The sequence below is a fragment of the Nocardia sp. NPDC058666 genome (assembly GCF_042714895.1).
Taxonomy (GTDB): Bacteria; Actinomycetota; Actinomycetes; order Mycobacteriales; family Mycobacteriaceae; genus Nocardia.
Genome location: NZ_JBHXRY010000021.1, coordinates 14,043 through 39,241, shown reverse-complemented (window position 1 = coordinate 39,241; position 25,199 = coordinate 14,043). Strand labels below are relative to the sequence as shown.

Below are 25,199 nucleotides of genomic sequence, written 5' to 3'. Positions count from 1 at the left end.
AGAGCTCACTGGTAATCTGCCTGCCAATTGCGGTCGCCGGGCATAGCTCACCCATGCAACGAATTGTCGCCTGGTCGAATCCGCGTCGAAAGCTACGGAACCCGTTAAATGAAAAGTGATCCCACGGCGCACCGCGGGATCACTGGTGAGTAACTATCAGGTAATATCCCCAATCAGCCGATTGGGCGGACCCAACCTTCAGGCCAGGCATCGAATTCGTCGACTGGGACTCCATCTACGAGGAGGTTGTACACTGATTCTTCGGGAAATTCGCCGATTCTGATCTCTAACGCAACACCGTCGAGGTCTTTCTTATATGGAAATTCGCCGTCACGCCCGTGTTCCCACGTCAGCGCCATATCTCGGTAGTCGGAGCAGTTCACTCTCTTCTTCCTTCCGTCGACGCGCTGTGGCTATATTAGCCGTTGACTGATCAGGCATCGACTGTCGCAACAGACCTGCTGGGCGCAGGCTGTTCGTCCACATCAATGATCTCCGCTGGCGCCTCGAAGGCCTCGACCAGATCGTGCATTGTCTGCAATCGCCGCTCTTCCCGAAGCAGATCAACCGCGGTCATAGGGCGAGGCATCGGCTTGATCGGAGGTGGATCGGCACCTGCCGCGGCGATCACCGCCGCCTGCACACCCTGTAGACCATCGATGACGGTCAGCAGGAGGTAGGTGTCGAGCGTATAGCCGTCCGGTGATGGACCGTCATCGGTGGCGAAGTCGTCATCGTCGTCGTGCCCGAGCAACTGTTCTGCCAGTTCACGATCCATCGAGAGAGCGGTCTTGTACTGCGACCCGCGCGGTAGCCGATCCTTGAACCGCCAGATCGTGCGCCAGTCTCGTGTACGTAATTCCAAGGGCCCGAAGCAATCCCGGACATCGATGCCGCGCTCGAGCAAGTCGTAGTCGAGCGCGGCGCCGAAACGGTCCCAGAACTCTACGAGCCCTCGGATCCCCCCGGAAGCTGCGCGGACCCCTCGCCGAAGAAGTGGGCGTAGAGATCTTCCTGGAAGGCGATCCATTCGTCGATCGGTCGATCGTCGAAGAGATTCTCGACCGCGTCGTGCTGGTCGCCGAGGAGGATCGCCAGTTGGGCGTCTTCATCATTGGTATCGCGCAACGCCTTCGCCTGGCGGCGGGTCATCGGCTGAATGCTGATCTCGGCGGTGAGGTGGTAGGGGCCGCGGCGCCTGGCAGCGAGTTCCTGCTGGATCTCGTAGAACCGACCTTCGTCGCTGGTCCCGGCGATGGTGGACTTTCGTGGTGTAGCCATGGTGGTGTCTCCGGTTTTTGTGGTGGGACTTGGTAGCCCCGTGCCCTTGCACCAGTCAGTACCGACGCAAGGGACGGGGCAACCCGACTACTTCTGGCGCGGCTTCGCGGCAGGCGCGGTCGCTTTCGGCTGATGGCCGTGAGTGAACACGGCATTGACGTAGGACGTGGCGTCGAAGACCAGGTACTCGGCTTCGCCGTCGGTCATGGTGACGGGGTATTCGGTGGGAATCGCGGACATGATGACCTGTTCTCTCCTCCGGTGCTGATGCAAAAGGGAGTGGGTGCGCGCCGTGACCGGAGACACACGACGCGCACCCACAATCAGGGGGCCTGAGATCAGGCCGAGGCGGTGGCGATGCCGGTCTTGGACAGAACCTTCTTCCAACCCGCGCCACCGAAGCCGTGCGCCACCGAGTAGCCGGCGGTGTCGTCCTTGAACGCGGTCAGGGTCAGCTTCTGCGACATGATGTTGGTCGCGGTCCACTGCTCACCGGCGTACTTGGTGACAGCGACCTTCGGCAGCACCTTGAAGATGTAGATCGGCGCGGCGTCGTTGCCGTCCTTGGCGATGACGATGGCCGAGTAGTAGGTGATCTGCTCCGACGACGGCTGCGCGAAGCGCACCTCGCCCGAAGCCGCATCCGCACGGACCTGGTCCAGGTTCGCGTTCGTGGTCAGCGCCAGCGTGGTGGCGGTGATCTGCTGCGGCTCGAACTCGATGGTGGTGGTGTCGCTGGTGATGTCGTTACGCACCGGCTCCAGCTCGCCATAGGACTCGATGGGTGCGGCAGTCACGTTGCGGGCGAAGGCGATACCGGCCTTCTTGTCGATCAGGCCGACCGACTTGTAGGCCGCCGGCAGAGTCTGCAGGGCGCCGGTCGCGTCGGTGAAAGCAGCCGGAACCGGGGTGTACCAGGGAGCGAGGAACACGGCCGCGTCGAGCGGCTTGAGCAGCAGTTCGCGCTGCGCGTCCTTGAGTGCCATCAGGTTGGTGGCGGGCATAGCGTCTCCATTCTCGGAAAAATGTGCTTACGTACTGCCGACTACTGACGGCGGGCGTGCACGGTGAACCCGACTTCGACCAGTTGGTGAACCGGATCGAGGTCGGGAAGGTCTGCAACGCCTTGGCTGCGTTGCAGAGTTGGCGGGAAGTACTTGACTTCGGATACTGCGGATTCCTCCGCCCAATCGACGAGAACGCCGTTCACCCGTGTGCCGGGGGTCGACAGCATTGCTTCGCGCGCAGTGCCGATCAGCAGTTGCGCCGCGGCGCGGTTGGCCGCGGCGGCGACGATGCGCACCTTCGCGGTGTAGGTGATCTCGTTGATGTCGGTGCTACCGCTGACAACCCGGACCCAGAAGAAGGGCATCGCGGTCTGTAAGTCGGTGCCGCTGGCGGGCAACGCTGTCAGCGTGGTCTCGATCGGGGTGAGCAGGTCGACCATGAACTGCTCGAAGTCGGGGAACTTGCCCGGAATCGGATACGGCGACGTCACAGTTTGACCTGCACGTCGACGTGGAGGGTGCCGGCGCCGATGTCGTCGGCGGCGTCCTCGGCGGCGTCGCTAGGTGCCATCATCGTCTCCCAATGTTGTTTCTTACGACGTGGTCTGACAGCTCAGAGGCCGAGCAGCGGCAGGACAACTGGCGCGAGCACGATGGCCAGCTGAAGCAGTTCGAGAAGGACAGGAAGCATGGAATTCACCTCCCCTCGGGTGCGGGCGTTTCGAGGGCCTTCAGGCGGTCCAGTACGTCGGCCAACGCGTCGACCACGGTCATGCCGTCGAGCTGTTCCCAGCCTGCGAACATGCCCGCGTCACGCTGCTGGCTGCCGCACAGCTGCTCGCGGATGTCTTTGACATCGGTGCCGATCGGGCCGCAGAAGGCGGCGACGAAATCTTGGATCTGGTTCACTTCGGCTGCGCTCATCGGAGCGTCCTCTCCGTCGATGAATGCCTGCACGTCGCTACGGAACTGGTCCATATCGATGCCGGCGGGGTCGATTTTTCCTTCGTGCGAGTACTCGCGGTGGGCCACACAGTCCTGCGCGTCGACGCCGATTCGGGCCAGGATTGCCGCGCAACCGCGCTTGTAGGCGTCGAGTTGTTCTGGGGTCCAGTCACTTCCGTCACCACGGGAGACGGCTTCGATGCCGATCACGTGGTAGTTGGCGTTGTTGGTGGGCCAGCCGGGCCAAGAACCTCGGCCCGCGTGCCAGCAGACTCCTGCGGCGATCACGCGGAAGGTGCCATCGCGTTCGAGGACCAGCTGGGCGAGGGGGCCGGGCAGGTCGGCGCGGCCGTCTTGGACGATGCGCCAGTCGTTCTTGCCGCCGCCTGCGGTGTGGTGGCACAGCACGCCACGCAGGTCACGGAAGTTGCCGTGGCCTCGGTTGCGCCAGCCTTCGTGTTCGATCACATTCAGCCCGGCATCGCGTAGCACGTCGGCCAGCCATACCGGGTCACCTGTCCAACCCATGGGGTAACTCCTTGTGTAAGTGAAGGTTTGGGGTCCCGCCCCCGGCTGATGAGGGGGAAGTGCCGAGGGCGGGACCGGTCACTCCTGATGCTGCGGCGACGTCTACGACCGCAGACCACCTGCGGGAGACTGCGCGCTTCAGGAGCGCGGCATGCGGCGGGCTCGAATCCCGCACTGTGTCAAGTGTTCTCCGGGGGCCGACCGCATGCAGTTCGGGAACGGCGCGAAGCCGTCAGATTTCTTCTTGGAGTGTCGCGGGGATCTTGTAGTGCGACACGGGAGGTTCCTGGCCGGGGACGTGCAGGCGAAGGAAGCCGAGCAGTTCATCGATGTGCCGCTGGAGGGCGCGGATCAGGCGGATCGCATCGCGGAATCGCAGCTGATCGTCGACGGCTTGTTCCTCGAGCGCGACTACGCGCTCACGCAACTTGGCGACTTCGCGGGCCTGCCACGCCGTCACGGCGGTGACCACGGTCGCAACGGCGATGCCGGTCGCCTGGATGAATTCAGGGCTTAACCACGAGGCCATCGGATTCACCCACCGATCCCGACACCGGGGTCACGGCGGGCCTGATCACCGCGCCGGCGATCACCGGGGTGGCGAGGCCGTACAGGGTGAGCAGGGCTTCGACCCACGCGGCGTCGACCTCGCGGGCGATGAGATACGCGATCACACCGGTGACCGCGACGAGTACCGACCGGATCAGCGCGGGTTCGGGCACCTTACTGATTCGCATGTTGAGTTCCTTTCCGCAGGTTCGCGGGTGTCAGATGCGCCCATCGGCGACATCGCGGTTCAATGCCTGCGCCAGCGCGCGGGCATGACCGAAGCGGACGTAGTCGTCGGTGTGACGACCGTCGAAGAGATAGCCGCGGGCATAGGCGATCGCGCCTGTCCAGTTGCGCCAGTTCTCTGGAGACCACCAGCGCTGCAACTGATTTCGAGTTGCCGTCTGCAGCATCTGCTGCGCCCAGGTGATGGCGGCGTTCGTACTGGCGAAACTGAAGAAGGCGCTCAGATCGGCGATGGTTCGCAGCGGGTTGCCTGCGGGCAGGGCAGTGATCGGATCACCCGGTGCGGCAGCCCAATACGCGGGGATGCCTCGGATCTGCCGTTCACCGACGACGCCGTAGCCGCCGGGATCGACCAGACCGATGAACTTGCCTGCCGGCCTGCGAGGGTCGGCGATCAGCGCGCAGGCGATCACTTCGCGACCGGGATGCTCGCCTCGACCGATCTCAGCAGCGAGGTCACCGGCAACCGCCGCTCCCTGCGAATACCCAGCCAGGACAACCGGATTCGGTGAACGATCGATCGCCGCGAGCAGTGCGCGTTTGCCTTCGGCGACACTCTCGGTATAGCTCACGTACGAGCCGTAGTCGGCCGGATACGGGACCATCCGAGACGTGAAGATCGACTTGTTCAGCGCCTCGGTGAACGCGCCGGTGACGCCGTCACCGCCGGGGTTCCAGGTACCGCCCATGACGAGAACGTCGATGGTTCGTGGGTCCCGTTGGGGCCGTGAACCTTTCATTGACCACATAGGAATTGCCTCTCTGGGACGTTGGTGGAGGTCCCGCTCCGGACTGCATTGTCCGGAGCGGGACCAATTCACCCCTGAGCTGCTACAACGTCGTTCGACCGCAGCGAGCTGCGGGAGACGGGCGCGTCAGGGGTGGGCATGCGGCGGGCTCTGAACCCGCTGGATCGGAAGTTTTCGTCCGGGGGCCTGCCGCATGAGTTCGGGTCTAGGGGTCAACGAAAGAACCCCCGGTCCGTGAGGGCCGAGGGTTCTTGTCGTCGATGGCTAGAGCTGGTGTTTTGCTATCTGTAGGTACATGTCGCCGGTGCCAGGCGGCGGCCACCCGCACCCCGTCGGGACGACGGTGTCGTGACTGGGGCCCCATTGCAGTCGGTTCAGCGCGTGGACCGGCAGCTCGCCGATCTCGTCATCCGTCAGGTACTGCAGCCGCCAGCTGAGCAGGAACTCGGAAACGCCAAGGCACGCAGCGACATCGACGAAATCCTCGGACAGGCTGATCGCGTCCGACAACGCCGGAAGGCTGATCATTCGCCCGGCCACCATGCTGTGGATATCCATCTCCAGCCGCCCACGCCACCCCACCCACTTGAGCGCTTCTTGGCCCTTCCTGGACGACGACAGATCGAAGTGGGCGATGCAGTGGGCCACCGCTTCGTTTCGGGCACGGTGATCAAGCGCCTTCGACACCAGAATGCCCCGGTCGCGGTGCGACCAGTTCCAGTCCTGGTTGTTCAGGTGAACGATTGCGACCTTGATGCCCTGCTTGAATGCCTCCTCAAAGGCGTTGTAGGCGCTGGGCAGCACGTCGAAATCTTGCGCGGTCATCCGGTGCCTCAGCCGATCGGATCGCGTAGCGACCGCCACTGGGCGACAACTCGGGCGACCGTGCGCAGATCCTCGATGTCGAAGCTGGCGGGGTCGAGGTGACCGGGTGGACGCTGGTAGCTCGACCTGGATTCCCGAGACGAAACGCTCGGGTACGACGGGGTTTCGCTCCCACCACCCGCCTCGTCGGACGGACCTGCACCGAACAAAGTAGACACCTGCACCCTAACCATGATCACGATCATTGCCCCCACTGCTGGGGGCTTCGGCTACCCACCTTAATGGGCAGGTAAACCTCCGACGCCATCGCCCACGGACGAACCCGAGGAAGAGGAAGAGGAAGAGGAAGAGGAAGGAATGCGGTGTGCTGCAACCGCTTTGGGCATGCGTCCGCCCGCTGAGCAAATGATGACTGAGCGGGTCTGCGATGTCAACAGTTCCGTCGAAATTGGTCACAAGGCGCAGGTCAAAGACGTTGTGCTACGCCACTTTTCCGGGCTGGTGTTGCGCCACTCGCTCTGGCGTAAGCGTTTTCAGGGCCCGAGAACGACCCCGGGGCGCCGACTGCAAGCGTTCGCCGCCCCGGTTGGGTCGTTATCTAGTCAGTCGATGCACCTACGCTGCCGCATCGGCAGTGCGACGTGAGCATCCAGCACCTCACCGACGACGAACAGTTCAGGCCAGTCCATGGCCCACGGTCCCGGCACCGGCGCGACCAGCCCGGCCTCGCGCAGCGTGCGGATTCGGCGCGGAGTCAGGTTCGAGAACCCGGCACCCAGTTGCGTCGCCAGCGTGTGGATGCCGCTGACATTGAGTCGAACAGCCCGCGCGCGGCTCAGTAGTTCGACATCGACCTGCGCGGTTTCGGTCGGCGGGCAGACCACCGCGACGGCCGCTTCCACCGCGGCGGAGATCTCCGGCAGTGCAACTTCCACACCTTCAGTCATTGCAAGTGCAACGATGTGCCGTTGTAGCCATCGCGCCATGCCGGCAATGGTCGCCGATCCGTCATAGGAGATCGCGCGTGGCTCGCAGACCAGCCGCACCCACGCGACCAGGACCGCACGCAGGTGGTCTTCGACCCTGGCAGCGGCGGGGTTGAACGGAAGTTTGGACACCGTCGACCCGCCACGCACCCGGACATCGGCGGTGCCGAAACGCGTCTGCCTCGTCCGACTGTCCGCGAGATCCTCGGCCAGCTCCGGAATGCCACCCAAAAGACGGAAAAGTCCCCGAGCCGCTTCGCGGTCGAGGAACAGATGCCGGTCGTCGATCGCGAGATCCAGCGGCGTCACCCCACAGGTGTCCTCGCGCTCACGGGGCGAACCCGTCACCTCGTCGCCTGCACCCATCAACTTGCTCCTTAGATTTCGATGCGGCCTCGCGTAGTTCGCGGCCGGGTCGCGTGTGGCGCGCCGCGACCCCGCGGGCGGCGCTGATCGTGCATCGAGGCACTCGTAGTGACGACTGCAACTTTGCACGATGCATATGCAACAGCAGCAATCGTTGCAGTGCAAATCGGCGATTCCGACCTGGTGTTCATCACATCTCGCGGGCCTCAATGCACACCGAATGCACAAACACCGCCCTGCGTTCACCGCGTTGTTGCATGATCAGTCCACAACGAGTCATCCGTTGTACGCATCAATACCCCTCACCTGCTACATTGGTTGCATGGTGAGGCATCGGAGTGCGGTGGTCCCCTCTGAGGTCAGTGCAACACTGCGACACGCTCGCAAGGCGCGTGACATGACGATGGACCGAGCAGCAAGAACAGCGCGCATCAGCGCGAGCCTGTGGACGCAGGTGGAAAGTGGCGTCCAGTACAAGCGTGGCGAGCGGGTCGAGGCGAGCACCACCGCCGAGACACTGCAGGCCATGGCACGGGCGGTCGGGGTCGACCCGGCACCGCTGCTCGAGCGGGCGGGCCTGGAGAGTGTCGGGGCGTCGCACGTCGAGGACGAGCCTGCCGAGAACGCCGTCGACCCCGAAGCGATCGTCAATCTCGCCGGGCTGTCGGTGGATGATTTGCGCACGATCGCGGTGTACGTCAACGGATTTCGCGCTGCACGCGGTGTCTGAGGGCCATTACCTCCGCACGACAACGACGAATGCCCCACTCAGCGTGGGGCATTCGTTCGTTATCTGCTCGTGCTGATCAACTACCCGGCGGGCCGGAATACCCGCACCCAGTCGAACCGATGGAAGTCGTTGTCGAAAGTAGCCACCTCCGCTCCCAATTCGACTGCGAAGAGCGGCGATATGACCGTCGGTCACCAGATTTCCGGCCGTTTCGCACTTTTGTAGGATGCCGTCGAGCAGTTCCAGGTGTCCCGTTCCCGGGCCGACGACTACCGCCATCTCGCTGCTGAGCCAGGACCGGACATCGTCGATAGCTTCGACCGACGAGGCGGCGTTGGGAAAAATTCGCGGGTTCGTGCTGAGTCGGACGTATCCCAGCAGGACCGTCGTCAAGCGCCCATAGGGACCACACAGCTCCGTCGCACGACCTGAAACGACGGATGCCCGGCTCATGGCCGGGCATACGTCGTCAGGAATGCGTCACTTAACCGGGTCGACAGCCGGGTCCTCGGCCTCAGCCTCGGCCGAGCCGCTGACCAGCAGCTTCAGGAACTCGGCCAGGCCGTCGGCCGAACCGGTGTCGGGGGCTTCGTCCTCGGTACCGCCGGTCGCGGGGGGAACCTCGGGAGTGACCTCGTCGGCGACGGGGGTGGCGGGGGCCGGGGCGGGCGCCGGGGTGGCAGGGTCTGCCGGATCCTCGGCCGCGGACGAACCGGACACCAGCAGCTTCAGGAACTCGGCAAGGCCGTCGGCCGAACCGGTGGTCGCCTCTTCGGCGGCGCCGCCGGTTTCGGGCTTGGTCTCCTCGGCGGCGGCGATGCCGGTGCCGAACATGGCCATCCCGGCCGCGATGACGATGCCGAAACCGAGCGTGCGGATCTTCTTCATGTAATGAAACCCCTTGGTATGCAACAAGATTGCCGACATTGTGCCGACTGGAAGATTTCTAACACGTTACAGCGACACTTCCCTAGCCCCAGGCCTTCGGGGCTCCCGTAACGCGATAGCCGGAGGTTCGCCACGCCCCGGTTCAGATCGAGCGAACCGTGGTACCCCGGGTTGAACGGTGTCAACCGCGACCGAGATCATTACCGCTGCACAATCGATCTATCGACTCGAGCTATACGGTGCCCGAACTGCGATGTCGATATGTGCTTGTGCCGAACCTTTCTGTATACCCAGTTATCACCCGGCGTAGACCATGAGAGATATCACGCCCGAATCCGGTAACGCTGGGGTATGTGAATACGATTGGCGCGCACGAAAATTCGACTCGAGGCCGATTGGGACAACTCGCCGTGTTGCCGAATCTGCCCTTTACGCAGCAGCTTTCGCGATGACAAGCCCCGAAAAGCTCTGGCTAACAGCGACGCCGACCCACCCGATGTAGTCGTTAGCGTTACTCAGAATTCCTTCGGAAGGTACTTCATGCATCGTCGAATGATCCGAATCCTGCTCGCCACCACCGCAATCGCCGGCATCGCCACCGCGGGCGCGGCCCCTGCACTCGCAGCCCCCGCCCGACCAGCCGCGATGGCCGGGACAGGCTCTGCGGCAATCGACGTCCCCCTCGCGATCATCAATATCCTCCTCTGCGGCCCCTACGCAGGCGCCGAACCCCACCCGACCCCGGCGTGCCGCTAGCGATGGATGCTCAGCGAATGCCCTACTCCCCGTGGGGCATTCGCTCGTCGCACGGAGTCGGTCGACGACCGTCACCCAACTCGGCGGCCTGCCGGTAGGTGGGCCGACCTTGCCGGTCTCGACCGGCTCTTCCCCCGACCTCACGCCCGAAACCTATAACAGGTTACCGCCCGTATTCGATTGGCGGACAACCGAATACGGCGTTGTGAGTCCAACCGTCAATGGCGGGAAATACTTGCTGACAAGTCACCGTGGCGACGGTACGTCCATCTTGGCCATGACGCGGTGACCGAGGGCTATGAAGGGTTTTTCGATCTTGCTGTAGGTCAGGACGGACAGGGCGAGCGAGACGATGATCCACGTGCAGAACGTGAGCCAGGCCGCGTATGCCCCGAACACCGACACCGGCCATTTGGGTACTATGTTGGTTATCAGGCCGTGAACGATGTACAGCGAGAAGCTGATCCGGCCCAGCCACAGCAGCAGGTCGGGGAAGGAACAGCGGCGCAGCAGCAGCGCCGCGGCGAACAGTAGGTAGGCGGCGAGAACGGAAAAGGCTGCCCGGCCCAGGACGGGATGACCGAGGAGTTCGGTCCCGACCACCACACACGGCGAGGCCGATCAGACGGTGAACGCTTCTTGGGTACGTCAAGCTGTCCGAACGGGCTGCGGAATCGGCGACCATATCCAGTTCGAAGTGCAGCCCGGCGAAGGGCACACCACGCTGAACTCAGGTCCACAGATCGGTGCCTGGCTGCTGGACCGCCTCGCCGGAAGAACAGCGATCAACACCTGCTGACCCGAGCTCGACGTCGATTGCCAGCTACCCTGCGGGCCGGAATACCCGCACGCCGTCGAATCGGTGGAAGTCGTTGTCGAAGGTCGCAACCTCGGCACCCAACTCGACGGCAAGCGCGGCGATATGACCGTCGGTCACCAGGTTCCCGGCCGTTCCGCACTTTTGCAGGATGCCGTCGAGTAACTCCAGGTGCCCCGTTCCTGGCCCGATAACCACGGCCATTTCACTGCTGAGCCAGGACCGAACGTCGTCGATGGCTTCTACCGACGAGGCGGCATTGGGGAAAATCCGTGGATTCGTGCTCAAGCGGACATATCCCAGCATGACCGCCCAGCAGAAACCGATCGGCTCCTGACCGTTCAGCGCCTTTGTCAGCCATCCATGCGCATCGGCGTGATGGGGCGAGTCGGCGTTGACCGAATACAGCAGCACATTCAGGTCAACGACCTTCATTTGCGCATCTCGAGTTTGCGCACGATCTCTTCGTCTTCGAGCGAAGCCGCCAACCCGAGCGCCTTGTCCAGGTCAACCGTCGGCGCGCCCAAGTTCCGGACAGGCAGCCGGACCTCCGTCCGCGACGGCCGCGAAGCGAGAGTCGCGCGGACAGCATCGTTGAGCGCCTTCTTGAAGGAGGCGCCCGTCTCACGCATCCGCTTCGCAATCAGAGCTGCGACATCGGGATCCAGAGTTACCGTGGTTCGCATGAAGGCATCATACCATCACCTACTTTGATGCCAAAGCATCAAAAGCCGCGGTTCGGCCAGGCGAATCGGTTCGTCCGTCGAATGACGCCTCAGGCGACTGGGGTTGTCTCCGGGCGCGGCCGCGCGTCCATCTTGGTCATGAGACGGCGACCGAGGTTGTGGAAGGGCTTCTCGATCGCGTGGTAAGTCAGAGTCGCGAGCGCGATCGAGCCGAGCACCCAGGTGAACCAGGTGAGCCAGGCCGCGGGAATTCCTAGGACCGATGTCGTCCAGGGTTTTATGGCGCCGAGCACGAGGGCATGTATGAGATATAGCGAGAAGCTGATCCGCCCGAGGAAAAGCAGGGGGCGCGGGAAGGAATACCGGCGCAGCAGCAGGGCGGCAGCGAACAGCAGGTAGGCACAGGCCATGGTGACCGCTTCCTTCCACCAAGGGATCCACGCGCCGATCGCCGGATCCCAGTGGGGCTGCTCTACGACGAACTTGAATCCGACGATCACGAACGCGGCGAAGCCGAAGACCCCCCAGCCGAGCGTGGTGCTGATCTCGCCCGCCGTCATCCGGTAGAGCACCGTGCCGACGAACATCGTCGCGAAGATCATGGCGGAGTATGAAGACGGGCCCGGTTGGTTGAGAACCAATGGAACGGCGATCGATGCGAGCAGGATCGCCGCGGCGGCCGAGCGACTGCTCGCCGCACGACGAGCGAAAAATACTGCGACCGCCAGTGTCGCGGCTACGACCATCAGGCGGCTGGCGAGGCTCGCGTCGGGGCCGTTGACCATCGCGGCCGGTAGAAACAGGGCGGCGACAATCGAGCCGATCGCCAGGACCGCCAGCGGCACCGATCGACGGTTCAGCCCACCGAGGAACAACAGCGACACGAATAGGTAAAACACCAGCTCATAGGACAGCGTCCAAGCAACCCCGATCACCTGAGTATTCGGTGCGCCGAGGAAGAACTGCACCATGGTGGCATTCGTGGCGAAGTGCCATCCGGGATCGGCAAGTAGGCCCGCTTGCAGGCTGAACCTGCCGACCGAATGAAGGATCATCGCGGCGATCAGACAGCCCCAGAACAGCGGGAAAAGCCGGAAGAATCGGCCTACCCAGAACGCGCCGAGCGACCGCCCTCGCTCCAATGATGCGGGGATGATGAAGCCGCTGACGACAAAGAAGACAAAGACGCCGAACATGCCAGCACCGAAATGCGTTCCCGAGAATCGGGCGTACGCAGGCCACGCGAGCTCCGAACAATGTTGAAGAACCACGGCCAGGGCTGCCAAGCCTCGAAGAGCATCCAAATACTCGTACCGGCCACCGCGAGAACGTACGTCTACTACGCCAGGCGCGATCGGACCGACACGAACCTCATCAGGTTTCGTCACACCGCACCGCAAAAGATTTGAACAAGATCAACCGAAAGCATAGTTGAAATCCTAACCTCGCTGCGTTCGAGGCATTCACCCAGCGAAACCATGATTGATCTCACGACATAAAGCTGTAACGGCCGATAATCGTCAACGATCGCCTTCTGTCAGAAGGCCCCTGAGTACCAAACGGGCCGCACACCCCCCTGGAGTGTGCGGCCCGGTCAGCGGGAACTCAGCGCAAGGTTGCGGTGAGGTGGGGGTAGCCCTTTTTGGGGTGCAGGATGGACAGGTCCCAGCCGGGGTCTGCTTGGTCGGCGTAGATGTTGATCGACGACGGCAGGAAGATCGGCTTGCCGAATTTCACGGCGTAGGTGACCTTTTCGGGGATGCGGCCTTCGACCGAAGCCAGGATCGTGGCTGCGGACCACATGCCGTGGGCGATGGTTTGCGGGAAACCCATTGCCTTGGCGCCGATTCCGGAGACGTGGATCGGGTTGCGGTCGCCCGAGGCTGCGGCGTAGCGGCTGATCATTTTCTGATCGACGCGCTGCACGCGCAGGGGCGGCGGGGGGACCTCGTCGGCGGGGGGTGCCGATTTGGGGCCGCCGGACAGGGACGTGCGCTGCTGGTGCAGGAAGGTGGAGACCTGGCGCCAGACCAGTTCACGACCCACCCGGATCTCGGTGATCGCGTCCACCAGAAGACCTTTCGGGTGTTCCCGCAGGTTCTCGATGTGCGCGGTGAAGTCGAGCGGCTCGGCGATCGAGATCTCGCGGGTGCGTTCGATGACGTTCGAGAAATGCACCGAGCCGACGGCGGTGAACGGAAAGTCCCGTGCCACAAGCAGTTCCATGACCAGCGGGAACGCCAGGATGAACGGATACGTCAACGGCAGCGAGTCGCTGAAACGCAAACCGGTGGCGTGGCAGTAGGCGGCCAGGTGATCGGGGTCGACCCGCACGCCCTCGATGACCACGCGACGGTCGGGCAGGGTCGGCTTGCGGGCCGACAGCGCGGCGGGCAGCGGGACCGCGCCCAGCGCCGCCTTCGCGTACAGTCCGCCGTTGCCGGGGACCTCGGTGAGAGTGATCGTCTGGGTCATCAGGCGCCGATCAGGCTCTGACCGCAGACGCGAACCACGTTGCCGCTCACCGCGTTCGACGCCGGGCTCGCGAAGTAGGCGATGGTCTCGGCGACGTCGACGGTCTCGCCACCCTGCAGCAGCGAGCTCATCAGGCGGCCGGCCTCACGGGTGCCCACGGGGATGGCGGCGGTCATGGCGGTCTCGATGAAACCGGGGGCCACCGCGTTGATGGTGATGCCCTTCTCGGCCAGCAGCGGCGCTTCGGCGTCGACCATGCCGATGACGCCGGCCTTGGACGCGCCGTAGTTGGTCTGGCCGCGGTTGCCCGCGATGCCCGCGATGGAGGACACGTCGATCACGCGACCGCCTTCCTTGAGCACACCCTTGGCGACCAGGCCGGAGGTAATCCGGTGCGGGGCAGCGAGATTGACGTTGATGACCGAGCTCCAGCGACCCTCGTCCATGTTCGCCAGGAGCTTGTCGCGGGTGATGCCCGCGTTGTGCACGACGATGTCGATGCCGCCGAAACGCTCGGTGGCGAAATCGGCCAAACGCTCGGCGGCGTCGGGCGCGGTGACGTCCAGCGCCAGCGCGGTGGCGCCGACCCGGTTCGCGGTGTCCGACAGCGCCTCGCCCGCGGCGGGGATGTCGGCGACGATCACGGTGGCGCCGTCACGGGCGAACACCTCGGCGATGGTGGCGCCGATACCGCGCGCGGCACCGGTCACGACGGCGACCTTGCCGGCGAGGGGCTTGTCCCACGAAGCGGGGGCGACGGAATCGGCGGCACCGACGCGGATGACCTGGCCGTCGACGAAGGCCGACTTGGCCGAGAGCAGGAAGCGCAGGGTGGACTCGAGACCCGTTGCAGCAGCACCGGATTCGGGGTGCACGTAGACCAGCTGACCGGTCGCGCCGCGCAGCAGTTCCTTGGCGATCGAGCGGGTGAAGCCTTCCAGCGCACGCTGGGCGATCTGCTCGTCGACCGAACCGACCAGCTCAGGGGTGGTGCCCAGCACCACGACGCGACCCGACGGCGCGAGGCTGCGCATGGCGGGCTGGAAGAATTCGAACAGCTGCGCGAGCTTGTCGATGGAGTCGATGCCGGTGGCGTCGAAGACCAGCGCGCCGTACTTGGTGCCCGACTCGACCGTGTCGGCGACGGTGTAATCCGACAGCAGCGCACGCACCGGTTCGGCCAGACGTCCCTTGCCGCCCAACAGAACCGGACCCGGCAGCGCGGGCTCGCCGGCCTTGTACCGACGCAGCTGCGCAGGCTGCGGCAGACCCAGCTTGTTCGCGAGGAACGCGCCGGGGGCGGAGTGGATGAAAGATCCGTAGAGGTTCGGTGCACCCTTGCTCTTGGCTGCCACTGTTCCTACCTTCTGTGCTCGACGAGTGTGTGACCGTGCTCCGCCCAGTGTCCCCCGTGTGAGCGCACACTTGCGGGTACGGTGTCGACAACGAACTTACTCCGGAGTAAGTTTAATGTAAACCGATACGACGCTGTGACCGCACGGGGGCCCATCCACCGGCCGGCGTACCCGGAACCGACGAGACCATGGAGAAACTCGAGTGACAAGCAAAGCCCGCTCGGCGACGGCCAAGTCCAGCACCGCCAAGGCCGCCAAGACCCAGCGCCCGGTCGCCATCGTTGGCGGCAACCGCATCCCGTTCGCGCGCTCCGACAAGGCCTACGCCAAGGCGTCCAACCAGGACATGTTCACCGCCGCACTCGACGGCCTGGTCAGCCGGTTCGGCCTGCAGGGCGAGCGCCTGGGCATGGTCGTCGGTGGCGCGGTGCTCAAGAAGGTCGGCGAGCACAGCCTCATCCGCGAGAGCGTGCTCGGCTCGAAGCTCTCGCCCTACACCCCGGCCCACGACCTGCAGCTGGCCTGCGGCACCGGCCTGCAGTCGATCGTCACCGTCGGTGACGCAATCGCGTTGGGCCGCATCGACTCCGGTATCGGCGGGGGCGCCGACACCACCTCCGACGCGCCGATCGGCGTGAGCGAGGACATGCGCGAGTGGATGCTCACCGCCAACCGCGCCCGCACCAACAAGGACAAGCTCAAGCTGGTCGGCCAGCTGCGGCCCTCGATGCTGGGCATCGAGATCCCCAAGAACGCCGAGCCGCGCACCGGTCTGTCGATGGGCGAGCACGCCGCGGTCACCGCCAAGGAATTCGGCATCGCCCGCGAGGCGCAGGACGAGCTGGCCTACCTCTCGCACAAGAACATGGCCGCCGCCTACGACCGTGGCTTCTTCGACGACCTGGTCACCCCGTTCCTGGGCCTGACCCGCGACGACAACCTGCGCCCCGGCTCGACCGTGGAGAAGCTGTCCACCCTGAAGCCGGTCTTCGGCGTCAAGGCAGGCGACGCCACCATGACCGCGGGTAACTCCACCCCGCTCACCGACGGCGCGTCGGCGGTGCTGCTGTCCACCGACGAGTGGGCCGCCGAGCACAAGCTGCCCGTGCTCGCGCACCTGGTGGACTCCGAGGTCGCCGCGGTGGACTACATCCACGGCCCCGACGGCCTGCTGATGGCCCCCACCTACGCGGTCGCCCGCCTGCTGGCCCGCAACGGCCTGACCCTGCAGGACTTCGACTACTACGAGATCCACGAAGCCTTCGCCTCGGTGGTGCTGGCGACGCTGGCCGCGTGGGAGTCCGACGCGTACTGCAAGGAGCGCCTGGGCCTGGACGGCGCGCTCGGTTCCATCGACCGCAGCAAGCTCAACGTCAACGGCTCCTCGCTGGCCGCGGGCCACCCGTTCGCCGCGACCGGTGGGCGCATCGTCGCCTCGACGGCAAAGATGTTGGCGGAGAAGGGATCCGGCCGTGCGCTGATCTCCATCTGCGCCGCCGGTGGACAGGGCGTGGTCGCGATCATCGAGCGTTAATCGCTGCTGATCGACAACGACGGCGGGTGGTCTCCGAGGAGATCGCCCGCCGTCGGCATTTTCACGCACTTCGTCGCCGAATAGTCAGAAAACTGATTCCAGCGAGGCCGATTGCGTGATTTCGCCGGGGTGTCAGCTCGCGCCGATAGCGGCGGCGATCAGTGGCCAGGAATTGTGCAGGTCCTGTTCCCAGTACTGCCAGGTATGGGTGCCTGCCGGACGGAACTCGGTGTGGGCGGGGATGTTCAGCTCGGCGAGGCGCGCGGCGAGGCGCTGAGTGCACTGGTTCGCGGCGGCTTCGATAGCGCCGCCGAGCAGGATCTGGTTGGTCATGCCGAGGGCTTTTCCGGGGGTCGCGCCGGGCGGGAGGACTTCGGCGGAGCCGGGCAGGCCGGTCGCGCTGGAGAGGTAGATTGCCTTGCCGCGCAAGCCTTCTGCGTGGAGATACGGGTCATTCGCGCGCCACGCGGGGTCGCCGGGTGGGCCCCACATGTTGACGGGGTCGGCGCCACCACGAGCCAACACGAAATCGATGTAGGCGCGGCTCACGGGGTCATCGACCGAGGCGCAACCGCTGTAGGCACCGACGGCGCGGTAGCGGTCGGGGGCGGCGATGGCGAGGTTGAGCACAGCCGTGGCCGACATCGAAAGGCCCGCAATGGCATTCACCCCGGTGGTCCGCAGGGTGGCGTCGATGATCGGGGGGAGTTCTTCGGTGAGGAAGGTCTGCCATTTGTTGCGGCCGCGCTTGGGGTCGTCGCGCTGCCAGTCGGTGTAATAGGAGAACGCGCCCTCGACCGGGGTCACCACGTTGACGTTCTTGTCGGCGAAGAAGCTCACGAGATCGGTCTGGTTGTACCAATTCGCGACGTCCTCACCGCCGCCCGCGCCGTTGAGCAGGTACAGCGTCGGACGCGGCACACTGGTGTCGGCGGGGGTGATGACCCGCAGCGGGATCACCCGGTCCATCGCGGCCGAGTACACCGACAGCGTCTGCTGACGCTGGCCCGGCCGGTCGACGTGATCGAGTCGCGAACCGTCGGCGCGGGCGCTGCCGATCGACGAAACACACAGCAGCGCAACGATGACTGCCAGCACAGACTTCAACAGAGAACTTCCTCGCACACGCAGGGCCGCAACAACTTTCGACACGTACCGAAGCGCCGGGACGGCAGCGCGAACCCCGTCCCGGCGATCGGATCAGCTCCCGATCAGGTTGCGCAGCACATCGCCGATGATGTCGGACACCGAACCGGTGGAGCTGAGCTGACCGTCCGACGAGCCGAGCCCGTTGTCGCCGAGGCTGCCGATCACGGTCTCCCCCGCGTTCGCGCCGCGCGCGGTGAAACAGGCTGTGAGGTTGGGCATTTCGTTGCTGACACCCACGGTGCCCGCCACTCCGACGCCACCGCTGGTGACCGACTGGCCCACCGTGAGCGAGCTGGGGACCGGGTAGGTGATGGTCAGGGTGACCGGGTTGCCGGAGTTGACGAACCAGCCGGTGCTGGTGACCTTCCAGCCGCCCGCGTTGGGGGTGGGCGTGACCTCTTCGGTCACCTGCCCGCCGACCGCGTGATAGGCGGTGATGGTGGCCTTGGTCGGCGCGCCGAAGCCGGTGGGCGGGAAGTCGGTGATGGTGTTGACGTACGGGTTGCCGATGCCGGTGGTGCCGATGACCACGGTGTACGTGGCGGCGGTGCCCACGCCGATCTCCGCCGCCTCGACCTTCTTGTCGTAGATGTGGGTGACGCCGACGGTGCTCCAATCCTGCTTGGTGTCGTGGCTGCTGCTCGCACAGGTTTGCGCCGCGGCGACGCCGGAGCCGAAGCCGACACCGACACCGACACCGGCGACGACCAGGGCTGTTGTGGCGAAGCCCGCGGCGAGACGCGAAGTCCGGAACATGATTTCCTCCAAGGCTGACCCCCTTCGCGCACAACGTATCGGCCCTACTGGACGCTTGTCCTGAAAACTGGAACACGTTCCCGTTTTTGTGGAACATTCACATTCCAAATTGATCCGACAACGCGACAACCGGCCTTCTGACGTGCGAGAAGGCCGGTTGCGGGCGTCAAGGGGGCTACTTCTGCGGCAGCTCGTTGTGGCCGCCGAACGCCTTGCGCATCGCCGACAGCATCTTGTCCGCGTACAGGGCCTGGCCGCGCGAGGAGAAGCGCTGGTAGAGCGCGGCGGACAGGACCGGGACGGGCACGGCGGTGTCGATGGCGGCGTCGATGGTCCAGCGGCCTTCGCCGGAGTCGGAGACGCGGCCGCTGAAGGAGTCCAGGTCCGGGTCGGCGACCAGGGCGGATGCGGTCAGGTCCAGCAGCCAGGAGGCCACGACCGAGCCGCGACGCCACACCTCGGTGATGGCCGGGATGTCCAGGTCGTACATGTAGTACTCGGGGTGCTCCATCGGCGTCTCCTCCGCCGAGTGCTCACCGTGCAGGTACTCCGAGCCCGCGTTCGCGTGCTTCAGGATGTTCAGACCCTCCGCGTACGCGCCCATCGCGCCGTACTCGATGCCGTTGTGCACCATCTTCACGAAGTGCCCGGCACCGTGCGGGCCACACAGCAGGTAGCCCTTCTCCGCCTGCGACGGCTCACCGGTGCGGCCGGGCGTCCGCGGGGCCGACTCGTAGCCGGGGGCGATGGTCTCCAGCAGCGGCTGCAGGTAGTCGACCTGCGCCTGCTCGCCACCGATCATCAGACAGTAGCCGCGCTGCAGACCGAACACGCCACCCGAGGTGCCGATGTCGAGGTAGTGAATCCCCTTGGGCTTCAACGCCTTCGCGCGCTTGATGTCCTCGTGGTAGCGGCTGTTGCCACCGTCGATGATGATGTCGCCGGGCTCGAGCAGCTCGGCGACCTCCTCGATCACCTTGCCGGTGGCGCCCGCGGGGATCATCACCCACACCACGCGCGGCACGTCGAGCATGCCGATGAACTCGGCCATATCGGTGGTGCCACGGAACTTGTCGCCGAGCTCGGATTCCAGCTCGGGGATGGGCCCTGGGTGCCGTTCGTAGCCGACGGCGGTGTGCCCGTCGCGCACGATGCGACGCACGATATTGGCGCCCATCCGGCCGAGGCCGATCATTCCCAGCTGCATCAGTTCTCCTCGTAGTCCGGTGGTGGTGTCCAGTCTCACGTCGATTGTCTCGCGCGGGCGAGCGCGACGTCAGGGCGGTGCCTGTGCGGCGCGCCGACATTGTTCCGAATGGGGTGTAACGCCCCGGTCGGAGCACCGATAAACAGATCGGCTCCGTGTAGTTGCCAGACCCCCGACCCGGCAACTACGCGGAGCCTTTCTGTTGCCCGCACACCGGTCGCCGGGCTGCCGAGCGCGCCGATGCGCGTTACCCTCGGGCCGGAACCCTCAAACATTACGGAAGGACCTCCGTGCCCAGCGAGTCGACTGCCGGACGACCGGCCGACCGAAGGGGCGAGGTCGGACTACGCAAGCTGCTCGACTCCAATCGCACTTTCGATGCCGACACCACCGCCCTGACCCAGCCCCTCAGTACCGTGACCCGCGATCGCTGGTCGCCCACCCCCGGCCCCACCCCGCCGCCGCCGACCTCCCCGGTCAACCAGCAGCTGGTCAAGCGGATCGGGATCGTGGTCGGTGCCGTGTTCGCCGTCGGTACCGCCGCCTACCTGGCCGACCTCGCGTTCAGCGCGGGCGAGGTGCCGCGCGGCGTCGTTGTCGCCGGTGTGGAGCTGGGCGGCATGGACCAGACCGAGGCCGACGCGCTGCTGCACGCCGAGCTCGGGCCCAAGGCCGAGCGACCGCTGCCGGTGCGCATCGGTGACGTCCAGGCGAGCCTGGTGCCCGCCGCCGCCGGTCTGGCCGTGGACTACGACCGCACCTGGGACGCGGTGGGCAGTCAGCCGCTGAACCCGATGCGCCGACTGATCTCACTGTTCGGGACGCGCGAGGTACCCGTGTCCAGCACCGTTGACACGATCGCCTTGAACGCTCAGGTCGAGGCGTTCCGCGCGCACGACAACCCGACCGTCGAGGGCACCGTCCGATTCGACAACGGCAAGCCCGTCGCGGTCGCGCCGGTACCGGGCCGGGTGCTCGACACCGAGGCCGCGCGCGCCACCATCACCGAACGATGGGCCGCCACCAGCGAGCTGGATCTGCCCGTGGTCGACGCGCCGGTGTCGGTGCGCACCGATGCCGTGCAGGCGGCCGTGCGCGATATCGCCACTCCGGCAGTCGCCTCGCCGATCACGTTGGCGGGCAAGGATGTTCAGACGTCCCTGACCACCGGTCAGATCGCCGACGTGTTGAGCTTCGTGCCCGACGGCAACGGTGGGCTCGCGCCGAAGATCGACAACGACGCCGTAATCGCCTTGCTCGCACCGCAACTGGTGAAATCCGAGATCGAACCCAAGGACGCCACCTTCGCCTTGGGCGTTGGCAAGCCGACCGTGGTGCCGTCGGTCGTCGGCGAAAAGGTCGACTGGGCAAAGACTCTGGAGCAGCTGCCCGCGGTGCTCACGCAGCCGGGACCGCGCACCAGCCCCGTGGTGTACCAGCGGATCGAACCCAAGCTCACCACCGAGGCCGCCAACGCGCTCGGCGTCAACGAGTCCATCGGCGAATTCACCACCGGCGGCTTCAGCGGACCCTCCGGGGTGAACATCCGCACCGTGGCCGCGAAGGTGAACGGCGCGTTCGTGAAACCGGGAGAAACCTTCTCGCTCAACGACTTCACCGGCCCGCGCACCGCCGCGGAAGGCTACGTGGAATCGGGCATCATCGACAAGGGAAGGCCCAGCACCGCGGTCGGCGGCGGCATCAGCCAGTTCGCCACCACGCTGTACAACGCGGCCTACTTCGCCGGAATGGAAGACGGCGGACACACCGAACACAGCTACTACATCTCCCGATACCCGGCCGCGCGTGAAGCGACCGTGTTCGACGGGGCGATCGACCTGGCCTTCCGCAACCCCGCGACCACGGGCGTCTACATCCAGGCCGTGGCGTCCGGCTCCGACATCACCGTGCGGCTGTGGGGCACCAAAACCGTGAACGTGGAATCGATTACGGGCGAGAAGTCCAAGCCGACCGAACCCAACGAGGTGAAACTGCCCAAGGGTAAGGACTGCATCGCGTCCGAGGGTGCGCCCGGTTTCACGATCTCCGATACGCGGGTGATCACCGATGCGAAGACGGGTGCGCAGGTCTCGCGGCACACACGCACGGTGAAGTACGACCCGATTCCCGTGGTGAAGTGCGAGTAGGGATTCGGTAGATGGCTCGCGCGTAGGGTGAAAATCCCTGCGCGCGAGCCGCTTTCGTCAGCAGTTGCAATCGCAGCAGCAGCCGTCGCAGCAACACCCGTCACCGCAGCAGTCCGCGCAACTGCTGCAGCAGTCGCACCAACCGCAGCAGTCATTGCAGTGCTTGCCCCAAGCGTCCTTTCGTTCGCCGGTGCACGGATTGGTGTGGTCGAAACAGAAGGCCATCCCGGTGCAGTAGACGCCGAAGACCTGCCCCGCGGCCCGGAACGGACCGGGCGGATTCGGCCGCTGTTCGGGCGGCGACGGGAACTCGTACGGCGACTGCTGTTGAGCGGTAGCGGAATTGCGGCACGCATGACCGACCGCGATCCCGAGACCTCGACCGAGCCGACGCAACAGACTCGCCAGTGGATCCAGTAGCGCCCAACGCACGGTCGGCAGCTGATCGAGTTCGGCTTCGACCGCAGCCTCCCGAATCCGAGACTCGCTCTCGCGCAACAGCTCATAAGCACGCGGCATACCCGTCCCGGTCGCTTCGAGCGGATTGAACCGCCCACGCACCCGGTCACGTTCGAGATCCTCGATAGCGTCCGCCAGATGCGCGATACGCCCGACATGTCGCCCGATCTCCTGCAGCGCCGCAACGTTTTCCGGCCGACCGGCCAGCGTCGCGGTATGCCCGAAAAGCGTGGCGGCACACAACTGAGTCGGCCCGGTGAGTTCGTCGAGCGTGATCGCGGGAGCAGACGGCGGATTCTCGTGTACCGCAACAGCATCGGCCGACACTGCTCGAGCTTCGAGTGCGGACTGCGAGGCGATCGCCGCGAGCATCGGCCGCACATCCAGCCCGATCAGATCGGCCTGCCGCTGCGCACTGACCGCCCACGCCTTCGAGACCCTGCGCATCGGCCCACGAGCAAGCACCGACGCATCACCATCATCGACATGATCACCGATCTTGGCCGCCCCCAACAACAATGACGCCGTAGCCGCCAACTGCACCCCCGGCGCACTCGCACTCACCACCGAGGCCCGTTTCATCCCCCGCAGCGGACACGGTGCCGCCATCGTGCGCGCCCCCTGTCCCGCCTGCGCCTCGGTGAGCACGCTGAGCACGATCGCGTCGGTATTGGTTGCCGCACGGGCCAATTGGCCGTGCCCGTCGCGCAAACCCAGACACAGCCCGCACATGTGCGCCTGCCACTGCCCCGGATCGATGCCATATTTCGCCGCGCCGTGCGCACACGGCTTCAACACACCGAACAACTGCCACCCCGTCTGTCGTGAACCGTCCACCTTCGCAGGCGTAGGGGTCCACCGCAACAGCTAGTCGGCCTTCTTCCGACCGGCCAGACCCCGCCAGGCGAGATCGTCGAGCAGATCCACCGCCTCGGCCACTTCGATCCGCCCGCCCGCGACCCGGTCGGCGATCGCCTCGCCCGCCCCGATCACCGCCGCCGCGACCACCTCGAAATTGGTGCCGGGGTCGGCGTGCTTGGCGCTGGATTCCAGCAGTTTCGCAGTGAGCTCGATGACGCGCTCGCGAGCATTGTCGATTTCGGAGGCGAAAGTTTGCTGGCCGATCGCCTGCCGGTACAGAACCTGCCAGGACTGCCGGTTGCGGTCGACGAAATCGAGAAAGCCCTCCAGCGCGGTGCGGACCTGTTCGTGCGGGGTCAGTTGCGGGTTGCCCGCGGGGGCGACGGCCTCGATGAAGCGAAGGCCCTCGCGCTGGATGCACGCGCGGAAAAGCTCGTCTTTGGAGCCGTAGTACAGGTAGAGCATGGGTTTGGAGATCTTCGCCTCGGCAGCGATGGCGTCCATCGACGTGTCGTGGAAGCCCTTTCGCGCGAACACCTCGACAGCGGCATCGAGCATCTGTTGCTCGCGAACCGCCCGGGGAAGTCGCTTGGTCCCGCCTGCCATCCAGTCTCCTACCGCAGGGTGAACCACCTATCTTACTGCAAGGTAAGTTCGCCCGCGCTCATTTGCCGCACAGTCGCCGGGGGCATCAGCAGCCCAGCGCTACGCCCTTGTAGCGCGCCATCCGCAGCACGGAAGTGTCGACCCGGTCGGCGGGCAGTTTGCCACTAGCCACCGACTGTTCCAAACGGTCGAGCACCGACGGCACCGCGGCGGTGCTGATCCACAGTGCGTTGTCGGCGCCGGCGATCAGGGTGGCCTCGACCGCTTCCTCGATCGACATGCGGTCGGTGATGGCGGCCATGCCACTGAGATCGTCGGTGAAGATCGGGCCGTTGAACGGCGCGGCGCCGTACCCCTTGCCCTCGCGCAGCAGCGACATCACCGCCGGACTGATGCTCGCGGGCACGCCGGGCTCGGTCAGGCCGGGCACGTCCAGGTGACCGACCATCACCGCCGCACCCGAATTCACCAGGTCGCGGAACGGCACCAGGTCCTTGTTCTGCAGCTGGTCCAGCGGCGGGGTGGTGACCGCGCCGGTGTGCGAGTCGCCCGATCCGGAGCCGTGGCCGGGGAAATGCTTGATCACCGAACCGAGCCCGACCTCGTTGGACGCGCGAATGTAGGCGCCCGCGTACTCGGTGACCACCTTCGGGTCGTCGCTGTACGAACGGTCGCCGATGACGCTGTCGTCGGGCTGGCTGCTCACGTCGGTATCGGGCGCGAAATCCACGGTGATGCCGACGTCCTTCAACGCCTGCGACCTGGTCCGGGTGAACTGGTAGTACTGCTCGGGCGTCTGCGACTGCGCGATCTCGCGCGCGGACGGGGCGGTGCCGATCACGTTCTTCGCGCGCGAGACACGCCCGCCCTCTTCGTCGATGGTCACCATCAACGGCACCTTCGCCTGCGCCTTCACCGCGTCCAACGCCGAGGCGTCCAGCAGGCTCGGATCGGTCCAGCTACCCACGAAAATGCCGCCGACCTGCTCGGAACTCACCACATTCGACGCGTCCGCCGACCCGGTGATGCCGACGGTCAGCAACTGCGCGAGTTTCTCGCGCTGGCTGAGTTTGCCGAGATAGTCTGCGCCGCAATTGTTTTGCACCGGCGTAGCCGAAGCGGGCGTTCCCGACTCCCCCGTTCCCGACGGGGCGGCCACCGCACTGCTGCTCGCCGCGGGCGACGTCTCGGTCGACGAACCTCCCGAACAGGCGGTAGCAACGGTGGCGAGAACTGCGAACACGACCACAGGCGATTTCCGCATGCGCTCCACGGTAGCCCGCACAGCGCG

The 25,199-nt window shown here is 65.3% G+C and carries 28 protein-coding genes; 3 read left to right on the top strand and 25 right to left on the bottom strand.

The window, feature by feature from the left end; all coding sequences use genetic code 11:
- Positions 1 to 433: 433 nt before the first annotated feature.
- The 12 genes from ACFWVD_RS27050 to ACFWVD_RS26995 all read right to left on the bottom strand — a co-directional run bounded on the left by ACFWVD_RS27050 (position 434) and on the right by ACFWVD_RS26995 (position 7,482).
- On the bottom strand, positions 434 to 778 hold the full coding sequence (locus ACFWVD_RS27050) for a hypothetical protein (RefSeq protein ID WP_379247486.1): 345 nt from the start codon (positions 776 to 778) through the stop codon (positions 434 to 436).
- A 167-nt stretch (positions 779 to 945) separates the two neighbouring features.
- Positions 946 to 1,281: a hypothetical protein gene (locus ACFWVD_RS27045; protein WP_379247484.1), complete on the bottom strand. Its 336-nt coding sequence runs from the start codon at positions 1,279 to 1,281 to the stop codon at positions 946 to 948.
- Between the two features lie 87 nt (positions 1,282 to 1,368).
- Positions 1,369 to 1,521, bottom strand: a complete 153-nt coding sequence (locus ACFWVD_RS27040; protein WP_379247482.1) for a hypothetical protein — start codon at positions 1,519 to 1,521, stop codon at positions 1,369 to 1,371.
- Between the two features lie 98 nt (positions 1,522 to 1,619).
- Positions 1,620 to 2,285, bottom strand: coding sequence for a hypothetical protein (locus ACFWVD_RS27035; RefSeq protein WP_379247480.1), 666 nt, complete (start codon positions 2,283 to 2,285; stop codon positions 1,620 to 1,622).
- Between the two features lie 41 nt (positions 2,286 to 2,326).
- The gene (locus ACFWVD_RS27030) at positions 2,327 to 2,779 is read right to left on the bottom strand and encodes a hypothetical protein (protein ID WP_379247478.1); all 453 of its coding nucleotides are present in this window, start codon (positions 2,777 to 2,779) and stop codon (positions 2,327 to 2,329) included.
- A 205-nt stretch (positions 2,780 to 2,984) separates the two neighbouring features.
- A complete protein-coding gene (locus ACFWVD_RS27025) occupies positions 2,985 to 3,761 on the bottom strand; it encodes an N-acetylmuramoyl-L-alanine amidase (RefSeq protein ID WP_379247476.1) in 777 nt (258 codons plus the stop codon).
- Between the two features lie 232 nt (positions 3,762 to 3,993).
- The gene (locus ACFWVD_RS27020) at positions 3,994 to 4,290 is read right to left on the bottom strand and encodes a hypothetical protein (RefSeq protein WP_379247474.1); all 297 of its coding nucleotides are present in this window, start codon (positions 4,288 to 4,290) and stop codon (positions 3,994 to 3,996) included.
- Entirely contained in the window at positions 4,268 to 4,498 is a 231-nt protein-coding gene (locus tag ACFWVD_RS27015; protein WP_379247473.1) for a hypothetical protein, read from the bottom strand. The genes ACFWVD_RS27020 and ACFWVD_RS27015 overlap by 23 nt, the downstream gene beginning before the upstream one ends.
- A 30-nt stretch (positions 4,499 to 4,528) precedes the next feature.
- Positions 4,529 to 5,245 (bottom strand): alpha/beta fold hydrolase, encoded by a 717-nt coding sequence (locus ACFWVD_RS27010; protein ID WP_379247471.1) that lies wholly within the window; start codon positions 5,243 to 5,245, stop codon positions 4,529 to 4,531.
- A 324-nt stretch (positions 5,246 to 5,569) separates the two neighbouring features.
- Complete coding sequence (locus tag ACFWVD_RS27005; RefSeq protein ID WP_379247469.1) at positions 5,570 to 6,130, bottom strand: hypothetical protein; 561 nt, start codon at positions 6,128 to 6,130, stop codon at positions 5,570 to 5,572.
- 8 nt (positions 6,131 to 6,138) lie between these two features.
- A complete protein-coding gene (locus ACFWVD_RS27000) occupies positions 6,139 to 6,348 on the bottom strand; it encodes a hypothetical protein (protein WP_379247467.1) in 210 nt (69 codons plus the stop codon).
- Between the two features lie 384 nt (positions 6,349 to 6,732).
- Entirely contained in the window at positions 6,733 to 7,482 is a 750-nt protein-coding gene (locus ACFWVD_RS26995) for a hypothetical protein (protein ID WP_379247465.1), read from the bottom strand.
- A gap of 130 nt (positions 7,483 to 7,612) precedes the next feature.
- Between ACFWVD_RS26995 and ACFWVD_RS26990 the strand changes: the two genes are divergently transcribed.
- Positions 7,613 to 8,212 carry a helix-turn-helix domain-containing protein gene (locus ACFWVD_RS26990; protein ID WP_379247463.1) on the top strand — a complete coding sequence of 200 codons (600 nt, stop codon included), beginning with the start codon at positions 7,613 to 7,615 and terminating at the stop codon, positions 8,210 to 8,212.
- 480 nt (positions 8,213 to 8,692) lie between these two features.
- Here the strand turns inward: ACFWVD_RS26990 and ACFWVD_RS26985 are convergent, their stop codons facing one another.
- The 7 genes from ACFWVD_RS26985 to ACFWVD_RS26955 all read right to left on the bottom strand — a co-directional run bounded on the left by ACFWVD_RS26985 (position 8,693) and on the right by ACFWVD_RS26955 (position 15,189).
- Positions 8,693 to 9,139, bottom strand: a complete 447-nt coding sequence (locus ACFWVD_RS26985) for a hypothetical protein (RefSeq protein WP_379247461.1) — start codon at positions 9,137 to 9,139, stop codon at positions 8,693 to 8,695.
- Positions 9,140 to 10,102: 963 nt separating this feature from the next.
- On the bottom strand, positions 10,103 to 10,462 hold the full coding sequence (locus ACFWVD_RS26980; RefSeq protein WP_379247459.1) for a hypothetical protein: 360 nt from the start codon (positions 10,460 to 10,462) through the stop codon (positions 10,103 to 10,105).
- Positions 10,463 to 10,679: 217 nt separating this feature from the next.
- Positions 10,680 to 11,108 carry a type II toxin-antitoxin system VapC family toxin gene (locus ACFWVD_RS26975; RefSeq protein WP_379247457.1) on the bottom strand — a complete coding sequence of 143 codons (429 nt, stop codon included), beginning with the start codon at positions 11,106 to 11,108 and terminating at the stop codon, positions 10,680 to 10,682.
- Entirely contained in the window at positions 11,105 to 11,359 is a 255-nt protein-coding gene (locus ACFWVD_RS26970; RefSeq protein ID WP_379247455.1) for an antitoxin, read from the bottom strand. The genes ACFWVD_RS26975 and ACFWVD_RS26970 overlap by 4 nt, the downstream gene beginning before the upstream one ends.
- 89 nt (positions 11,360 to 11,448) lie before the next feature.
- Complete coding sequence (locus ACFWVD_RS26965; protein ID WP_379247453.1) at positions 11,449 to 12,747, bottom strand: acyltransferase family protein; 1,299 nt, start codon at positions 12,745 to 12,747, stop codon at positions 11,449 to 11,451.
- 217 nt (positions 12,748 to 12,964) lie between these two features.
- The gene (locus tag ACFWVD_RS26960) at positions 12,965 to 13,834 is read right to left on the bottom strand and encodes a MaoC family dehydratase (RefSeq protein ID WP_379247452.1); all 870 of its coding nucleotides are present in this window, start codon (positions 13,832 to 13,834) and stop codon (positions 12,965 to 12,967) included.
- Complete coding sequence (locus ACFWVD_RS26955) at positions 13,834 to 15,189, bottom strand: 3-oxoacyl-ACP reductase (protein ID WP_379247450.1); 1,356 nt, start codon at positions 15,187 to 15,189, stop codon at positions 13,834 to 13,836. The genes ACFWVD_RS26960 and ACFWVD_RS26955 overlap by 1 nt, the downstream gene beginning before the upstream one ends.
- Before the next feature lie 202 nt (positions 15,190 to 15,391).
- Between ACFWVD_RS26955 and ACFWVD_RS26950 the strand changes: the two genes are divergently transcribed.
- Positions 15,392 to 16,723 (top strand): acetyl-CoA C-acetyltransferase, encoded by a 1,332-nt coding sequence (locus ACFWVD_RS26950; RefSeq protein WP_379247448.1) that lies wholly within the window; start codon positions 15,392 to 15,394, stop codon positions 16,721 to 16,723.
- 132 nt (positions 16,724 to 16,855) lie between these two features.
- On the opposite strand, the gene ACFWVD_RS26945 is transcribed toward ACFWVD_RS26950, so the two are convergent.
- The 3 genes from ACFWVD_RS26945 to gnd form a co-directional block, all read right to left on the bottom strand.
- A complete protein-coding gene (locus tag ACFWVD_RS26945; RefSeq protein WP_379247446.1) occupies positions 16,856 to 17,830 on the bottom strand; it encodes an alpha/beta hydrolase in 975 nt (324 codons plus the stop codon).
- Between the two features lie 93 nt (positions 17,831 to 17,923).
- Positions 17,924 to 18,628 carry a hypothetical protein gene (locus ACFWVD_RS26940; RefSeq protein WP_379247444.1) on the bottom strand — a complete coding sequence of 235 codons (705 nt, stop codon included), beginning with the start codon at positions 18,626 to 18,628 and terminating at the stop codon, positions 17,924 to 17,926.
- A gap of 175 nt (positions 18,629 to 18,803) precedes the next feature.
- Positions 18,804 to 19,835 (bottom strand): phosphogluconate dehydrogenase (NAD(+)-dependent, decarboxylating), encoded by a 1,032-nt coding sequence (gene gnd / locus ACFWVD_RS26935; RefSeq protein ID WP_379247442.1) that lies wholly within the window; start codon positions 19,833 to 19,835, stop codon positions 18,804 to 18,806.
- 290 nt (positions 19,836 to 20,125) lie between these two features.
- On the opposite strand from gnd, the gene ACFWVD_RS26930 reads away from it, so the two are divergent.
- Complete coding sequence (locus ACFWVD_RS26930; RefSeq protein WP_379247440.1) at positions 20,126 to 21,982, top strand: VanW family protein; 1,857 nt, start codon at positions 20,126 to 20,128, stop codon at positions 21,980 to 21,982.
- A gap of 57 nt (positions 21,983 to 22,039) precedes the next feature.
- Here the strand turns inward: ACFWVD_RS26930 and ACFWVD_RS26925 are convergent, their stop codons facing one another.
- From ACFWVD_RS26925 to ACFWVD_RS26915, 3 genes are all read right to left on the bottom strand, one after another.
- On the bottom strand, positions 22,040 to 23,278 hold the full coding sequence (locus tag ACFWVD_RS26925) for a DUF5685 family protein (RefSeq protein WP_379247438.1): 1,239 nt from the start codon (positions 23,276 to 23,278) through the stop codon (positions 22,040 to 22,042).
- 30 nt (positions 23,279 to 23,308) lie between these two features.
- Positions 23,309 to 23,908 (bottom strand): TetR/AcrR family transcriptional regulator, encoded by a 600-nt coding sequence (locus tag ACFWVD_RS26920; protein WP_379247436.1) that lies wholly within the window; start codon positions 23,906 to 23,908, stop codon positions 23,309 to 23,311.
- Positions 23,909 to 23,993: 85 nt separating this feature from the next.
- Entirely contained in the window at positions 23,994 to 25,172 is a 1,179-nt protein-coding gene (locus ACFWVD_RS26915) for a glycoside hydrolase family 3 N-terminal domain-containing protein (RefSeq protein ID WP_379247434.1), read from the bottom strand.
- Positions 25,173 to 25,199: the final 27 nt, after the last annotated feature.

Excerpts from the sequence above, each read along its gene's own strand:
- ACFWVD_RS26940 (WP_379247444.1), bottom strand. The coding sequence starts at position 18,628 with ATGTTCCGGACTTCGCGTCTCGCCGCGGGCTTCGCCACAACAGCCCTG.
- ACFWVD_RS26915 (WP_379247434.1), bottom strand. The coding sequence starts at position 25,172 with ATGCGGAAATCGCCTGTGGTCGTGTTCGCAGTTCTCGCCACCGTTGCT.
- ACFWVD_RS26995 (WP_379247465.1), bottom strand. The coding sequence starts at position 7,482 with ATGGGTGCAGGCGACGAGGTGACGGGTTCGCCCCGTGAGCGCGAGGAC.
- ACFWVD_RS27040 (WP_379247482.1), bottom strand. The coding sequence starts at position 1,521 with ATGTCCGCGATTCCCACCGAATACCCCGTCACCATGACCGACGGCGAA.
- ACFWVD_RS27005 (WP_379247469.1), bottom strand. The coding sequence starts at position 6,130 with ATGACCGCGCAAGATTTCGACGTGCTGCCCAGCGCCTACAACGCCTTT.
- ACFWVD_RS27035 (WP_379247480.1), bottom strand. The coding sequence starts at position 2,285 with ATGCCCGCCACCAACCTGATGGCACTCAAGGACGCGCAGCGCGAACTG.
- ACFWVD_RS26970 (WP_379247455.1), bottom strand. The coding sequence starts at position 11,359 with ATGCGAACCACGGTAACTCTGGATCCCGATGTCGCAGCTCTGATTGCG.
- ACFWVD_RS27050 (WP_379247486.1), bottom strand. The coding sequence starts at position 778 with ATGGATCGTGAACTGGCAGAACAGTTGCTCGGGCACGACGACGATGAC.
- gnd (WP_379247442.1), bottom strand. The coding sequence starts at position 19,835 with ATGCAGCTGGGAATGATCGGCCTCGGCCGGATGGGCGCCAATATCGTG.
- ACFWVD_RS27045 (WP_379247484.1), bottom strand. The coding sequence starts at position 1,281 with ATGGCTACACCACGAAAGTCCACCATCGCCGGGACCAGCGACGAAGGT.
- ACFWVD_RS27025 (WP_379247476.1), bottom strand. The coding sequence starts at position 3,761 with ATGGGTTGGACAGGTGACCCGGTATGGCTGGCCGACGTGCTACGCGAT.
- ACFWVD_RS26975 (WP_379247457.1), bottom strand. The coding sequence starts at position 11,108 with ATGAAGGTCGTTGACCTGAATGTGCTGCTGTATTCGGTCAACGCCGAC.
- ACFWVD_RS26960 (WP_379247452.1), bottom strand. The coding sequence starts at position 13,834 with ATGACCCAGACGATCACTCTCACCGAGGTCCCCGGCAACGGCGGACTG.
- ACFWVD_RS27020 (WP_379247474.1), bottom strand. The coding sequence starts at position 4,290 with ATGGCCTCGTGGTTAAGCCCTGAATTCATCCAGGCGACCGGCATCGCC.
- ACFWVD_RS26920 (WP_379247436.1), bottom strand. The coding sequence starts at position 23,908 with ATGGCAGGCGGGACCAAGCGACTTCCCCGGGCGGTTCGCGAGCAACAG.
- ACFWVD_RS26990 (WP_379247463.1), top strand. The coding sequence starts at position 7,613 with ATGCATATGCAACAGCAGCAATCGTTGCAGTGCAAATCGGCGATTCCG.
- ACFWVD_RS26985 (WP_379247461.1), bottom strand. The coding sequence starts at position 9,139 with ATGTCGGCAATCTTGTTGCATACCAAGGGGTTTCATTACATGAAGAAG.
- ACFWVD_RS27015 (WP_379247473.1), bottom strand. The coding sequence starts at position 4,498 with ATGCGAATCAGTAAGGTGCCCGAACCCGCGCTGATCCGGTCGGTACTC.
- ACFWVD_RS27010 (WP_379247471.1), bottom strand. The coding sequence starts at position 5,245 with ATGGGCGGTACCTGGAACCCCGGCGGTGACGGCGTCACCGGCGCGTTC.